9 protein-coding genes are annotated in these 15,611 nt (G+C 42.2%); 3 read left to right on the top strand and 6 right to left on the bottom strand.

Features of this window, described 5'->3' with window-relative positions:
* Positions 1–16: 16 nt before the first annotated feature.
* The 3 genes from ACNURT_RS13280 to ACNURT_RS13270 all read right to left on the bottom strand — a co-directional run bounded on the left by ACNURT_RS13280 (position 17) and on the right by ACNURT_RS13270 (position 5,653).
* Positions 17–1,360 (bottom strand): RagB/SusD family nutrient uptake outer membrane protein, encoded by a 1,344-nt coding sequence (locus ACNURT_RS13280; RefSeq protein ID WP_419698076.1) that lies wholly within the window; start codon positions 1,358–1,360, stop codon positions 17–19.
* Between the two features lie 17 nt (positions 1,361–1,377).
* On the bottom strand, positions 1,378–4,485 hold the full coding sequence (locus ACNURT_RS13275; protein ID WP_419698075.1) for a SusC/RagA family TonB-linked outer membrane protein: 3,108 nt from the start codon (positions 4,483–4,485) through the stop codon (positions 1,378–1,380).
* Positions 4,486–5,050: 565 nt separating this feature from the next.
* Entirely contained in the window at positions 5,051–5,653 is a 603-nt protein-coding gene (locus tag ACNURT_RS13270; protein WP_419698074.1) for a sigma-70 family RNA polymerase sigma factor, read from the bottom strand.
* A gap of 168 nt (positions 5,654–5,821) precedes the next feature.
* On the opposite strand from ACNURT_RS13270, the gene ACNURT_RS13265 reads away from it, so the two are divergent.
* The 3 genes from ACNURT_RS13265 to ACNURT_RS13255 all read left to right on the top strand — a co-directional run bounded on the left by ACNURT_RS13265 (position 5,822) and on the right by ACNURT_RS13255 (position 12,530).
* On the top strand, positions 5,822–6,970 hold the full coding sequence (locus tag ACNURT_RS13265) for a FecR family protein (protein WP_419698073.1): 1,149 nt from the start codon (positions 5,822–5,824) through the stop codon (positions 6,968–6,970).
* A gap of 309 nt (positions 6,971–7,279) precedes the next feature.
* Positions 7,280–10,651, top strand: coding sequence for a TonB-dependent receptor (locus tag ACNURT_RS13260; protein ID WP_419698072.1), 3,372 nt, complete (start codon positions 7,280–7,282; stop codon positions 10,649–10,651).
* Between the two features lie 10 nt (positions 10,652–10,661).
* A complete protein-coding gene (locus ACNURT_RS13255; protein WP_419698071.1) occupies positions 10,662–12,530 on the top strand; it encodes a RagB/SusD family nutrient uptake outer membrane protein in 1,869 nt (622 codons plus the stop codon).
* A 469-nt stretch (positions 12,531–12,999) separates the two neighbouring features.
* Here the strand turns inward: ACNURT_RS13255 and ACNURT_RS13250 are convergent, their stop codons facing one another.
* The 3 genes from ACNURT_RS13250 to ACNURT_RS13240 are packed head-to-tail and all read right to left on the bottom strand — an operon-like array spanning position 13,000 to position 15,592.
* A complete protein-coding gene (locus ACNURT_RS13250; protein WP_419698070.1) occupies positions 13,000–13,641 on the bottom strand; it encodes a TetR/AcrR family transcriptional regulator in 642 nt (213 codons plus the stop codon).
* A 38-nt stretch (positions 13,642–13,679) separates the two neighbouring features.
* The gene (locus tag ACNURT_RS13245) at positions 13,680–14,141 is read right to left on the bottom strand and encodes a hypothetical protein (protein WP_419698069.1); all 462 of its coding nucleotides are present in this window, start codon (positions 14,139–14,141) and stop codon (positions 13,680–13,682) included.
* 53 nt (positions 14,142–14,194) lie between these two features.
* On the bottom strand, positions 14,195–15,592 hold the full coding sequence (locus ACNURT_RS13240; RefSeq protein ID WP_419698068.1) for an efflux transporter outer membrane subunit: 1,398 nt from the start codon (positions 15,590–15,592) through the stop codon (positions 14,195–14,197).
* Between the last annotated feature and the right edge of the window lie 19 nt (positions 15,593–15,611).

Below are 15,611 nucleotides of genomic sequence, written 5' to 3'. Positions count from 1 at the left end.
GCTGATATTTTAATGATTAATAGCCTGGGTTTGGTGTCAGATCAGGATCGGCCAGTAGTTCGCTTGCAGGTATCGGAAACAGGTATTTGGTTTGATCGGTAATACCCAATACAGCGGCCACACGGTTGGTGCGTACCAGGTTAAACCAGCGATCAGTTTCAAAAGGAAATTCAACCCTTCTTTCCGCCTCAATGGCCAGCAGGATATCGCTTTGCGTACTCGCTATTGTGGCTGCCACACCCGAGCGGTCGCGCACAGCATTCAGATCCTGTGAGGCACCGGTCAGGTTCCCTTGCTGTGCACGGGCCTCTGCCCTGATCAGGTAAACTTCAGCTACGCGGATGATATAAGCAGGATCGGTACCTAAGGGATTACGATAGTACAACTTGCCATACCATAAGTTACCCGGAGGAGCCGTCTGAGCTATTAATGTGCTGCGACCACCACCTACCGTCGGGTCATTTAATAAGGATACCAGCGTGCTTGACGGTGCCCATTCCCTACGCCCACCCAATGCAGGTGGCAAAAACCATACGCTATGCCCGTTTTTGAATGATGTACTGTAAGCGATCTCAAATACCGACTCCGAAGTGGCTACCGCATTATTAGCGAAAAATGCGCTGTAGGGCTTCAGTAAATTATAGTTGCCATTATCGCTGATGATCTTGCTGGCATATTGCTCCGCCAGGTCCCATTGTTTATTGTACAGGTAAAATCTCGCCTTTAAAGCCCATACGGTTTTTTGCGTAAAACGATTGCGGTTAGTAGTGGCAGGTAATAAACCTTCGGCTGCATCCAGATCTTTTAAAACCTGGGCATAGGTATCGGCCAAACTACTGCGTTTAATACCAGCATGATCAGATGCTGTATGGGTTGGTGTCAGTATCAATTGTACACCACCCCAGCCACGAGCCAAATCAAAGTATGAGAGTGCTCTCGCAGCATAGGCTTCGCCCAGGTATTGATTTTTAGTAGCTGTAGTAAACAGCGGATCGGTTACCTTCGGAACCTCTTCTAAAATATAGTTGGCTGATAATATAGTTTTATAGATAGCGCCCCAGGCATTGCCTATATAACTGTTAAAAGCAGTGGTTTTATGTGCGGAAATCTCCTGTGGGGCGGCCTGCGAACCTGTCCACACTACATCGCTGCCGTATAGGTACGAGATAGCCGGAAAGTTTGACCCATAATAGTTATCGGTCCCCAGGCTATTGTACATGCCATTAACCGCGGTACCTGCGCTGCCTGCATCGGTGATTGCCTGTGATTCATCAACCTGCTGTTGCGGCTGCACTTCCAGAAATTTTTTGCAGGATGAAAAGACCACCAAAATTGGAAGTATATAGAGTATTCGTTTCATGTCTAATTCATTAATCATTAAAAGGTGATGTTAGCGCCAACCTGTAGTGTACGCGGGATTGGCGGCGTTCCCAAATCGTATCCCTGCACGTTAGGGTCTGCCGTTACGTTAATCTCCGGATCGGGCCCTTTGTAGTGAGTTAACAGCCATAGGTTTGATCCGCTGAAATAAATGCGCACTGAGGCAGCCTTAATCTTTTCGGCGACCGTTTTAGGTAAAGTGTAACCCAGGTTTACATTACTCAACCGCAGGAATGATCCATCCTCAATAAAGCGGCTCACCGGACTTAATGTGTAGTTGGAACCCAGAGCCGTTAAGCGTGGTACATCGGTAATATCACCCGGTTTTTGCCAGCGTTTAAGCTGGTAAGTATCCATAGCCCGGCGGTCATCGCGGGTACCGCCGCCTTCCAGGAAGTAGGCATTGTTGTTATAAACCTTATTGCCGGTTTCAAAATTGAAGAAGATGCTCAGGTCAAAACCTTTATAGTTAAAAGTGTTGTTTATGCCGCCAAAGAATTTGGGCAATCCGCTTCCATAAAACACTTTATCGGCAGCAGTAACGGTGGGGCCGCTGGTACCATCAGCATGCTGGTAAATAGCATTTCCGGTTTGCGGGTCAACATACAATTGTTTGTACACATAAAAAGAGTTCATCGATTGCCCCTGTTGCATCCGGATGGCCGCATAAGAAGCGTCTATAGGTATTGGCAGCTTTTCGATCTTGTTGGCGTTGTGCGATATATTGAAGCTGGTTTGCCAGGTAAACCCTTCACTCTTAATATTGACACTGTTGATGGCGAGCTCAAAACCTTTATTACTCATTTCGCCTGCATTTTTGGTTATCGTAGCAAAGCCCGAACTTTGAGGCAATGGCAGATTCAATAATAAACCGGTGGTGTACTTATCATACACATTAAATTCCAGGCTTAAACGGTTGTTAAAGAAACCAGCATCTACACCTACATTGATCTGACGGGTGCTCTCCCATTTCAGATCGGGGTTGGCCAGTTGGTAAGGTACCGTACCAGGATTGTCCTGGTAGTTGGAACCGGCCTGCCATAAACCACGCGATGCAAAATTGCTGATGCCGTTTTGGTTACCGGTTAAACCGATGCTACCGCGGATCTTCAGGTTACTCAGGAAATTGACATTCTTCAGAAAATCCTCCTCTTTGGCCTGCCAGGCTACACCTGCCGATGGGAAATATCCCCAGCGATGATCCGCGCCGAATTTGGAAGAAGCATCCGCACGGAAATTACCTTCTATGAAATACTTACCCGCATAGTTGTACGTAACCCTGGAGAAGAATGATGACAGGTTATATTTATTTTCGGTAGATGAAGCTGTGGTAGTAGCCGCCGAAGCGATCTGTTGGAATGAATCGTTAGGGAAATTAGTACCCTGCGCAAAGGTTTGCGAATTGACGTTACCTTGCAGCGTATTACCGATCAGCGCGCTGAAAGAGTGTTTGTTAGCGAAGACTTTATTATAAGTAAGCGTTTGTTCATTTGTCCAGATAGAGTTTGTGCTGATACTTGATGTACCCAGGTTATGGTTAGCAGCCCCCAGGTTGGTCAGACTGTTCCAGTACTGATATTCGTTGTAAGTATTATAATCTACGCTCCAGCTGGTACGGAATTTCAGATCGGGTGTAATGTTGGCATCCGCATAGATATTACTAATCAGGCGGTCGCTTTTGGAGTGCATATTGGTATTATTGATCAGCACGTCCAGGTTATCAAAACCAGCCCATTTGGCCGGACTGCCATCGGCATTTACTTTGGGCAGATAAGTTGGCGTATGTAAAGCTGCCTGTAAGATCCCTCCCTGGGGACCATCCCCTACACGGGCATTGGTACGATAAGTTTGTGAAAGCAGCGTACTGGTACCAATGCTGAACACATTACTTATTTTTTGATCGAGATTGAACTTGAAGCTGCCGCGATTAAAATCGTTTGTTCTCAGATCAGCCTGCTGGCTGTTATAGCCACTACCTACGTAATATCTTGTTTTATCATTACCACCAGAAACCGAGGCATCATAATTTTGCAAAAAACCGGTGCGGAAAACATCATGCAAACGGTCATAAGTTGGCTGATCCTGTGGTAATCCACGCGGAACAGGTGAAGCTGCCGGGTTATCTGTCAGCGCTCTGAAAGGTTGGTATTTATAGGTATTGGCTGCAGATGTATTACCAGCGGCAATAGCATCAGCTTCTGTGTTACGGTAAAGCTCGTTCACCAGCTCTGCATGTTCCGGGCCTGTAACCAGGTCCCACAATTTGGGGGCTTTGGCAAAACCGAAATAAGTATTAAAACTTACTTTGGGAGCGGTATTGTATTTACCTCTTTTAGTAGTAATGAGTACCACACCATTAGCTGCACGCGCGCCGTAAATAGCGGTAGCATCTGCATCTTTTAATATACTGATGCTTTCAATATCGGCAGGGTTAATGTCTGATAATGGATTATTGGCCTGCCCCTGTGTGGAGATCTTTTGTAACGATTGACTGTTGATAAACACACCATCAACAACATACAAAGGATCATTACCGGCGTTGATGGAGGTACTTCCTCTGATGCGGAAAAACAAACCATCACCCGGAATACCTGTACCTGCAGATACTTGCACTCCCGCGGCCTTACCCTGTAATTGCTGATCAAAACTGGCTACCGGTTTGTTGCGTACCTCATCGGCATTAATGGTGGATACTGAGCCGGTTAATGATTTACGGCTTTGTGTACCGTAGCCCACCACCACTACATCATTGAGTGCACGTACCGATTGTTTTAAAAGTACGGTAACCGGACTACCATTAGCGGTTACTTCCTGTTTATCATAACCTATATAAGTAATTACAAGCGTGTATGGAAATTTCTGACCGGTTACAAAAGAGAATTTCCCATCCTTGTCTGCCGCTACAGAGTGCGTTGTACCCAGGATCTGTACCGCTGCGCCGGGCAGTGGTTCGCGGGTAATGGCATCAATTACGGTACCATTTAAATGGGAGTTAATAGTGGGTTGCTGTTCTGTTTGTGCAAATGATAAAACCGGGATGAAGAAGAGCAGAGGTAACTTGAAGAGCTTTTTATAAAATGATTTAGCATGGATATATATTTCCATATATTTAACGGGTTTTATTAATAATTTAATTATTAGGTGAAACTTAACGGAAGGGTCAGTGAGTGATTGGCGTTACGTAGCTGATCTTTCCAGAAAAATGAACCGGCGAGGCTTCCTTGCCGGTTTTTTAATATTTTATGACTTCATCTGAGGATTTTTTTTCATAGTTATGCACCCAAAAAACCGAGGCTTTTAAGCACATTTATTAGTCGTTTTTTATCAGGAAAAAGAATTAGTTGAAAAAGTAATTACCGGCAACAACAACATATAACAAACATCGTCTTATGCTTGTTCATTATCATATTTAAAGTATGTACCGGTGGTCTGTTTGAAGACGTTAACATTACTTATGTTTTTAATTTGACGCGACAAACATAGAAATTAATTTAAAGACTACAAAATCTATAGATAAAATATAATTTATGTAGAAGATTTGTTACAAAACAATATTTAGCATTCAATAGCTCATCGAGTCGACACCAGGTTGTTTTCGGGGAATACAGTATTGCCAACCCAGATACTAACTGAGACTTTTCCTGCGAAAACCAGAAAAGCGTAAACATTCTCAAATTTTTACATGCCAAAGTACCAGTTTTGCAACCAGTATAACCATAGGATAACGCTTGAAATGCGGCTTTAAAAATTTGACAGCAAGGGAGATTTGATTCTCAACAGCCCTTTTAGAAATGGATAGCCGATCGGCAATTTCTGCGTTTGTAAGCTGACTTACTCTGCTCAAGAGAAATATTTCTTTACACCTTGCAGGTAGTTCATTAAGCAATTTATCAAGGTCACTGCTTAATTCACTAACCTCAAAATCGGTTTCCGCATTGTTATATACAATGCTTAAACTATCCAGGTTTTCGTAATCTCCTACATATTTTACAGGCGATGTACTGCTTGCCTTTATGGAATTGTATACGCGGTAACGGGCGGCAGAAGTAAGATAGTTTTTGAAAGTTATAATGTTCAACACATCACGTTTTTCCCAGATGTTAACAAAAATGTCATTTACAATTCCCATACAAGATTCGGTATCGCGCAAATAGGAAAAAGATTTTTTATAAACCACTTCCCAGTAACGATCATAAAGCAGGTTGAACGCTTTTTTATCATGGCGCTTTACTCTTGCAAATAAATCTTCGTCTGACGGTTGGGGGTGGTTCATTTAAAAGGATCTCAATCTTATCTTGAATAGTGCAATTTAATAACAAACTTTTATTCTTAAGGGATAGCTGGCTATTCGTTATTAATTGCTTGAAAAAAATCAAAAAAAAATTAAAAAGTATGTGAGTTATCGCCAGGAGTGTTGTCTATAAGAATAACCGTTATAACCATGTCTTACGAAGAATTTATTAAATTATACCAGCGCTGCACATTAGGCAACTGCACCCCGGAAGAACAAAAACTATTTGAAGAATATCGTGATAGCTTCGACTTGTCGGATACGCCCTGGATTTCGGACTTCGGTAATAAATCAGAAATTGAGAAACGTCTGAAGATAGATTTGCACATCAGGCTTTCTAAAAATAAGGGAAGAAGGTTGATACCGGCACGTTGGTGGGCCGCCGCAGCAGTCATCATCTTCGCTCTCGGAGGATTGCTTATTGCCATTAAGTATTTCGACGGAAATACTAAGCCTTATGAGCTAACATCCGACAAAAATATTATAAAACCAGGCAGCAACAAAGCCACGTTAACACTTGCCAACGGAAAGCAAATTATCCTTGATGGTTCACGAAAAGGACAATTGTTTACACTTAACCATGTTTCTGCCAATAACGATGTAGACAGCAGTGTGGTATATCAGAAAAACACATCCGAAATTACCAACACTCCACAGCCTTATAATGTATTATCAACACCTCGCGGCGGAAAGTATCAGCTTATCCTGGCAGATGGCACTAAGGTTTGGCTGAATGCGGGCAGTACGCTCAAGTTCCCTGTCGATTTCACGAATAACGAAAGAGTTGTCGGATTGTCGGGTGAAGCGTACTTTGAAGTCGCTCATGATCCGCGCAGGCCGTTTAAAGTGGCTGGCGCAGGCCAGGTGGTAGAGGTGCTGGGCACACACTTTAATATCAATGCTTATCCTGAGGAAGGAATAGTTAAAACAACCCTGCTGGAAGGCAGCGTGAAAGTTTATGGAAAGAGCCAAACTTCTGCTGCGTCAGAAATCATTATAAATCCAAACGAACAGGCTGTTTTTAAAAACGATCAATTATCTAAAGTTACCGTTGATGCTAATGAATTTGCGGCGTGGAAAAACGGTGTAATCTTATTCAGAGACGCTGATATCCATGATGTAATGCGCAAAATATCGAGATGGTACAACGTTGATGTGGAATACCAGGGTCAGATGGGGAACGATACCTACAGCGGTGAAATTCCGAGAAACGCGGCATTTTCTGAAGTACTCAAAATTCTCAAACTTGACGATATCAATGTAAAACTGAGCGGACGAAAACTTATTGTTTCCCAATAGCAACTTCTAACCCACAGAAGACAATTATAAAACCAATAACCGATTATTAATCTCAAAACCCAAATTATGATGAAGAAAAAAGATACTTAAAAAGCTTCCATCAAAATCTCATTCAAAAAAATGCCGGCAGTGCTACCAACACAACCGGCGGTGTCCGCTTGCGCGGTAGTTTCTGGATTCGAGATTATTAGAAAACCGACGAAGTTTACCTTTTAACCAAACCAAAAACCAAACGAAACTATGAAAATTAATCTACGTAGTTCAAAAAATTGCGAATTTCTATTTTTAAGTGGAAGAACATTTTTAGTGATGAAGCTAATTATCTTGTTAACGATTGCTTTTACTTTCCAGGTTAAAGCAGATGTGTTCGCTCAAAAGATCACTCTCTCAGAAAACGGGGTATCGCTCGAAAAAATACTGAAGGATATCAATAAGCAGAGCGGCTATACTTTCTTTTATAAGAATAAGTTGTTGCAAAATCCCTCGCCAGTATCTATCAATGTGAAAGATGTTGATATAAGGGAAGTACTCGACATCTTATTAAAAGGACAGGCGCTATCGTATAGTTTTGCCGGAAAAACCATTGTAATTAAAAGCACCGGTGAAACAAACGAGGCAGATGCTAATAAAAACGGAGCGATTGTAGCGAACATCGATGTTACAGGAACCGTGGTGGATGAGGCTGGCAGACCTTTACCCGGCGCTTCAGTAAAAATTAAAGGAACAGGGCGAGGAATGACCACCAATGAAAAAGGTGAATTTGTCTTTAAAAACATTCCCGACAATAGCACACTGGTTATCTCCTTTATAGGCTACACAACCAAAGAAGTTCAGGCAGCGAAAGACCTGGGCATTATTGCACTTGTTCCCGGCACAGGCTTACAGGAAATTGTTGTAGTAGGCTACGGAACCCAGCGTAAAGAGCGGGTTACCGGAGCTATTGTGTCAGTTGGTACCAAGGAACTGCAGCAGAGCCCGGTTGCCAATTTAAGTAACGCGTTGGCCGGCCGCTTACCTGGTTTATTAACCATTCAAAATAGCGGTGAGCCGGGAGCCGATGGTTCTTATTTAAATATCAGAGGCTTTGGTACAACCAACAATTCGGCCCCGTTAATTCTGGTTGATGGTATCCAGAGGGACTTTAGCGGTTTAGATGCCAATGAAGTAGAGAGCGTAAGTATCCTGAAAGACGCGGCATCTACCGCCATATACGGCATACAAGGTGCCAACGGCGTTGTATTGGTAACCACCAAACGCGGAAAAATAGGCACTTCACGTATCTCTGTAACAGCCCAAAACGGCTGGCAATCGCCAACGGCTTTACCTCAGTACGTTGATTCGTATACTGGCCGCAAGCTTTATAAAGAAGGACTGGTGAATGATGGCCTGTTTGCGGATACCAGCGCTTACACAGATGTTTTATTGAATAAATACCGCGACAGATTATATCCGGCATATCAATATCTATATCCTAATGTTAATTGGACAAAAACAATGCTGAAGCCGTTTTCCTACTTATCTCAAGGTAATTTGAACGTCACTGGTGGTACGGAAAAAACAAGATATTTTATCTCTTTATCCTATCTGCAACAAAACGGCTTGTATAATTATGAAGACGCAGTAAGCCAGTACGATATTCAGGCAATAACCCACAAATACAATTTTCGTTCAAATATCGATCTAAACCTTACCAAAAACCTGTCGATGGAGTTGAATCTGGGTGCTATCGTGTATGACAGGAATTATCCGGGTGCGAATGCCTCGCAAATCTTTAACGATATTAAACAAACGCCTTCATGGTATTACCCAATAACTAACCCCGATGGTTCGCCAGGTGCGGCGCCTAACACTAATCAATCACCTTATGTCGACCTTACACAATCGGGATATCAACGGAACTTTGAAACGTCGCTGCAATCAACAGCCGGCTTTAAATGGGATCTGGGTTGGTTAACCAAAGGTTTGAGTACACGTGCACGACTATCTTTTGATAATGATAATTTCCGGAATGTAAAAAGGTCGTTGTCCAATATCACTTATCAATATTTACTGAACCAGGGAGTTGCCGATACCGAGACAGACTTGGCAGCTAACGGCCATTATGTAATTGTAAACAACGGCGACGGTACCCTCGGTTACGACGTAAACGCCAACGGTTCACGCCGCACCGTATTGGAAGCCTATATTAATTACGACCGCGATTTTGGGAAACATTCGGTAAAGGCTATGGCCATCTATAACCAGTCGAGCTTTTTTGATGCTGTGGGAGGAGGTGTTGGAAACGCGAGGGCTGGCTTGCCCTACAAATACCAGGGCGTTTTAGGGCGCGCTGCCTATGCTTATGATGACCGTTATCTTGCCGAGTTCAACTTTGGCTATAACGGTTCTGAAAACTTTGCGCAGGGTCACCGGTTTGGCTTTTTTCCCGCGGTTTCAGCCGGCTGGATAGCATCCAACGAACATTTTATTAAAGATAATCCATCACTTAGTTTTATTGATCAAATTAAATTAAGGGGGTCGTACGGTATTGTTGGTAACGATAAAATAGGTTCGAGCAGGTTTCTTTATTTAAGTACCTGGGTAAAAGAAGATGATGCTTACAAGTTTGGTTTTAACAGTGATGGTAATGGCTATAGCGGTTACCTGGAAGGCCAGGCCGGCAATACTTTACTAACCTGGGAGCGATCAAAAAAATTAAACCTGGGTCTCGATCTGAGTTTATGGAAAGGGATGTTCGCGCTTTCGGCAGATGTGTTTAAAGAGCGTCGTAACAATATATTGGCTACATCGCAATTGATACCGGCATTTATCGGTTTACCACAAATTCCGGCGGTTAACGCGGGTATAACTGATAACAGAGGTTATGAGATCTCGCTTACCCACAGGCATGATTTTAGTAAAAAACAAGGATATAGTATCACCATAAATTATGCCTACGCCACTAACAAGATACTGTTTTATGCCCAACCCGATTATCCCGGTCGCGAATGGCAGGCTTTAAAAGGTACAAGCATCAACCAGATTTACGGTTACACAGCCCTCGGGTTGTTTAAAAACCAACAGGATATTGATAACAGTCCCTCGCAATCAAGCCTTGGCGTTACAAAACCCGGGGATATTAAATATAAAGACCTTAACAGCGACGGAGTTATTAACAGCCTTGATGCCGGTTATCTTCCTGGCAAAGTAGCTAATCCAAAATCGCAATTTGGCATTGCTTTGGGCTACCACTACGCCAATTTTGATTTTAGTGTATTGTTCCAGGGAGGCTTAGGTGGTTCTACTTTACTATCAGGATCTGGAGTATATGCGTTTTCAAGATTCGCCAGTGCGCTAACGCAGGTTGTTGATAACCATTGGGTAGCTTCAAACCCAGACGCTAATTATATGTTTCCGCGTATTTCATCTGCTGATAATGTAAACAATCAACAGGCTTCCACTTTCTGGATCTATTCTTCAAATTATATCCGTTTAAAAACCGTTGAATTGGGTTATACCTTGCCCACAACGTGGATGAAAAAGATAGGGATAGAAAACGCGCGCGTTTTTGTTAACGGCATTAACCTCTTAACCTGGAGCAAACTTAAAGATTTCAATTTCGACCCTGAAATTGGTAACAATGGTACCGGAACCTATCCGCAGCAAAAGGTGATCAACGCCGGTTTAAGATTTACATTTTAAAACATTTAACATGAAAAGCAATAAACTTATATACCTGTTTCTAATTATCTGTACTTCTGTTGTTTCCTGTAAGAAATATCTGAATGTAGTGCCTGCGGAGCTGGTTACACAGGATGCTGTTTTTAGCAATATCCAAAATGCAGAAAATGCCTGGGCTCACTTATATAAATCATTAAATAATAACGATGTGCAGTTCATCCATGGTGGAGGAACCGTTTTGGGGGCCTGTACCGATGAGTGCAAAAACCATTGGGAAAACGTGGCTGAATTACCTTTTAACTCGGGCGCATGGAACGCTACCAATAACTCGCTTGATATATGGGGCAGCGCTTACCAGTACATCCGTTCGGCCAATATTTTTTTGGCGAATATTGATAAAACACCCATCCCAGCCTCCCGCAGTGATTATTACGGACCCAGGGTTCCGCTTTACAAAGCGGAAGCAAGATTTCTGCGTGCCAATCAATATTTCGAATTATTCAGAAGATATGGTGCGGTGCCTTTGGTAAACACCGTTTTGGCCACTACCGATCCGGCCGCCACAACAACTTCAAGAAACACAGTTGATGATGTGGTGAAGTTTATCACTTCGGAATGTGATGCCATAGCCGAAATATTACCGGTAAATTATGGCAGTGGTTCGGCCGATTATGGACGCATTACTAAAGGAGCAGCTTTAGCCCTAAAAGCGCGCACTTTACTTTACGCGGCCAGTCCGTTGTTTAATGGTAATACCATGTATGCCAATATCAAAAATGCCGATGGTGCACAGTTGTTTCCTCAAACTTATGATAATAACAAGTGGTTGCAGGCTGCCAATGCAGCTAAAGCTGTGTTGGATTTAAACGCCTATTCATTATCCAATCCAAACCCATCAAATCCGGTTGATAACTATGCCCAGCTGTTTTTTACCCGTAATTATAACGAGATCATACTGCCGTTGATTATCGGAAGTAATCGCGATTTTGAAGGCACTTATATGCCTAACGGTAGGGATGGGAACGCAGTTAATGGCAACGGAAAGATGAGTGTTTTCCAGGAATTGGTTGATGCCTATGAGATGAACAATGGCCGACCAATAACAGATTCGCAATCCGGCTATCAAAGCACAGGCTTTTGGAATGGTCAGCTATGGGATGGTGTAAGGAATACCTCTGTTTCCAATATTTCGAACATGTATAAAAACAGGGATCCCCGCTTTTACGCTACTATATTTTTTCAGTACGATGTATGGAATTATACCAACAATGCAAGGCCATTGAAATTCGCCTGGTTTGGCAACAATGGCGGAGGCTGTGACGGATGGCCTAAACCTGGCACCAATTGCGAAACCGGTTATAATTGGCGAAAATGGGCCGATCCTGCTGTTAATTTAAAAGGCAACGGTAGCGCTAATCGCAATTTTCCGCTCATCCGTCTTGCCGAGATCTATTTAATTTATGCAGAGGCGATGAATGAATATTTGCCTGCGCCTAACAGTGATGTGTATAACGCTGTAAACGCCGTAAGAAGCCGTGTATCTATGCCGGGTCTGCCTATTATAGCGTCTGATAATACCAAAGAGGGCATGCGTAAAAGGATCCAAAACGAAAAGCGAGTTGAATTTGCTTTCGAGAACCAGCGTTTTTGGGATGTGCGCCGTTGGCTCATAGCCAAAACTGTAGATAATGGAAATATGCACGGCATGAATGCGAGGCCAACTCCTGAAGAGTTGAGCTCAACCGGGTTTGATGTTAACAGCGAAGCCGCAGGCGTTGCTGTGTTTTACAAAATCGTTGTTGATCAGACACGCATTTTTGCCGATAGGCATTACCTCATGCCAATACCACAAACCGAGATCAATATCGATCCGGCATTGGTGCAAAACTATGGATGGTAACCTAAACCCAATAACAGCGCTTATTTTTATACCTGCTATTTGAAATGATATTAGTGTAGAAGATTAAGCACGGTCAATTGATAAAGCGGTTGTTCTGAATAAGGCAACCGCTTTACAGTTGTAGGGCCTTTGGGTTATGTAAACCAAGGCAGTTGATAGCTGATGATATATAGAGAGGCGGTAAACTGACGATTTTTGCTCCGTTTTCAAGATCGTGGTAATTGTAAAAAGCTCTTTAATTAATTAAAGAGCTTTTTTCTTTGAAATATCTCACCAAATACGGTTATCCCCAGAGAATTTCAACCATTACAAAACCACCTATTAGCATAAACAGAGTGTATGAAGTAGATGCTTTTTAGCTGTATCCTTAATCAATTACTCAGTGTGCGTTGTTAAAATTTCATCTTTCTTAATTTTCAAATAATATTCTCATGGTAGTACTTTAAATCATTATGTATTTTCATCATTATTAATCATCCCAAAATGGATCCATTTTGTATTGATCAAGTAACAACACCCTTCCTTGCTGATGTTTATATTTATTTAAAAGTGATGATCCTTTTGTGGTGAGCATACCCTGAATCAGGTATCCAAATAATAGCTCCCAGTTATTGGTGATGTGAGGAAGATTAGGATTTAACATTGCTGTTAAACTTTCTAAAAGAAATCCAGTAATGATATCAAAGTTTAAATCATCCTGATATAAGTCAGTTTTAACACCACAAGCCATATTGGCTTTAATAATATTGGTTAAATAGCCATTCTTATGGCTGGTAAATTTTTTAAAGGCATCCGGATGGTTATTTTCCAGGTCGTGCAATAAGGCAGGATACAACGCCTTATAAAAGTTTCTGGCGTAGATCATGATAAAAAACAGCTCGAATATGGCGTCACTGCTTTTTGCCTTTAATGATTCACAACGCTTAATGTTAATAGCAATTTCTTTTTCGACAAGCGCAGTAACCAGCGTGTCTTTACTGCTAAAAAAATGATAAATAGTTTTTTTGCTGATGCCCAGACTACTTGCAATTTTATCCATGCTGATACTGCGGATACCGTACATGATAAAAAGATCATGTGCTTTATCAGCTATTTTTTGTGATATATCCATAAATTAATTTTAAATGTGCCAACATAATCTAAAACAGATTAATAGCCTTTTTTTGAAAATCCCTGATAGTGGCGGTTAACCAACAATGACCATTTTATATCACTCAGCTCTGTTGTAAATTCGGTCACCAAAACCTGGGTAAAAACGAATGGAAAATTAACTTCACCGGAGATAACTTTGTATTGACTACAAAGCATGCAGTAATAACGAAACTTTTCAAGTACCGACCTTCGATCATCATAATACATTCCAAACCAGGTTCTTACAGCCCGACAAATGCATCTGGCAAATGCTTCATTATTAAAGGGGTTCCCTATTACAACGCTTACTATCTCTTGGGCTGTTAACGTGGGCTTAATGTAGCGAGTATTGATATATACGTCAAATTTACCTTCTTTGTAAAGCTCCATCAGCTTTACTTCCAAGCGGCTACGCAGGTTCTCTGACATGTTGATATACCGGTATTCTGCTGTAGATGTTAAACAAGGGCTTTGTTTCATAGCAAAGTGTTTGAAAAAATTAATTTGAGCTCTTAAACCTATCTAAAACGAGATTATTTCCATCCACCGCCCAGGCTTTGGTACAGGGTTACTAACGATGTAAGTTGTTGCAGCCGGTCGTTTACGCTGCTTAATTGTGCGGATAAATAACCCTGCTCTGAGGTTAGCACATCGGTATAGGTTACATAGCCGTTTTTAAGTAGTTCACGATTGTAATCTACAGATCTAAACCAGGCATCCAGTTGCAGTTTACGGGTTACAGCTTTATCTTCAACCGCCTTATAGCTGTATAAAGCATCTGAAACCTCCCTGCCGGCATCCAGCACGGTTTGCTGAAAGGTTGCCACATTTTCTTCATATTGCGCTTTGGCAAGCTGCAGCCGCTGTTTGTTCAGTCCTTTGTTAAATATGGGTTGGGTTAAATTCCCAACAACGTTGCCAAAAATGGTGGCGCTTTTAAACAGATCACCAACGGTTGATGATTGCCACCCACCCTCTGCAGTAATGCTCAGTGAAGGATAAAAGTAGGCGCGGGCTACGTTGATCTGTTCAAAGTAGTACCTTACATTATACTCTGCCTGCTGTACATCGGGACGGTTGCTGAGCAATTGTGCAGGCACACCGATTTGTAATGTGGTATCTATCTGTTGCGCATCCAACACGTTTCTTTCAACTGAGCCTGGATGTCTTCCAATCAAAACACATATTGCATTTTCAGTTTGACGAATGCTGCTTTGTAAATCGGGTATGGTAACTTCGGCAGCGTACCTGTTGGCTTCGCTTTGCGCAACAGAGGCCTCATTTACACGGTTAGCTAATTTTAATGCTTTATTTGTTTCTACATCTTCTTTACGGTTTGCTACCGTTTGCTGGGTTATAGCCAGCTGTTTATCGTAAGCTAACAGGTTATAATAATTGATGGCAATATCGGCAACCAATTTAGTTTGCACAGCGCGCTGGTTTGCATAGCTCTGTAAAAGCAGCGCGAGTGAACCTCTTTTGGCGCTGCTCAATTTTCCCCAGATATCCATTTCCCAACTGGCGTTACCTGTTACCGCATAAACATTTTCTGGTGTAAAACCCAGGTTTCCACCTTGCGTAGCGGCAACTTTTTGCCTGGTGTATTGTGGTCCGACACTTAAAGTTGGTAAAAATGCCGCTTTAGCCTGGCGCAAGTTGGCATCTGCTTGTTTGATACGTGCAACAGCTATTTTCAAATCGTAGTTATTGGTAATACCTTCCTGTATCAAAGCCTGTAATTGGGCATCCTTAAACATTTGTTTCCAGGATAAATTGGCAATGGTGGTAGTATCTGCGGTATACGCAGCACGGTACAGGCTATCTGTTTTAGCATCGGGGCGTGTATAAGCCTGTCTTAGTTTACAGGCTGGCAATAGCAGTACAGCCGCTGCAATGACAGCAGCTGTACGGGTAAAATATTTTAAGTTCATATTTTGTGTGTTTGAATAA

It is taken from the genome of Mucilaginibacter sp. NFX135 (assembly GCF_048565145.1).
In the GTDB taxonomy this organism is placed as follows: Bacteria; Bacteroidota; Bacteroidia; order Sphingobacteriales; family Sphingobacteriaceae; genus Mucilaginibacter.
Note: the sequence above shows the minus strand (reverse complement) of the source record. Positions and strands in the feature narration are given on the sequence as shown.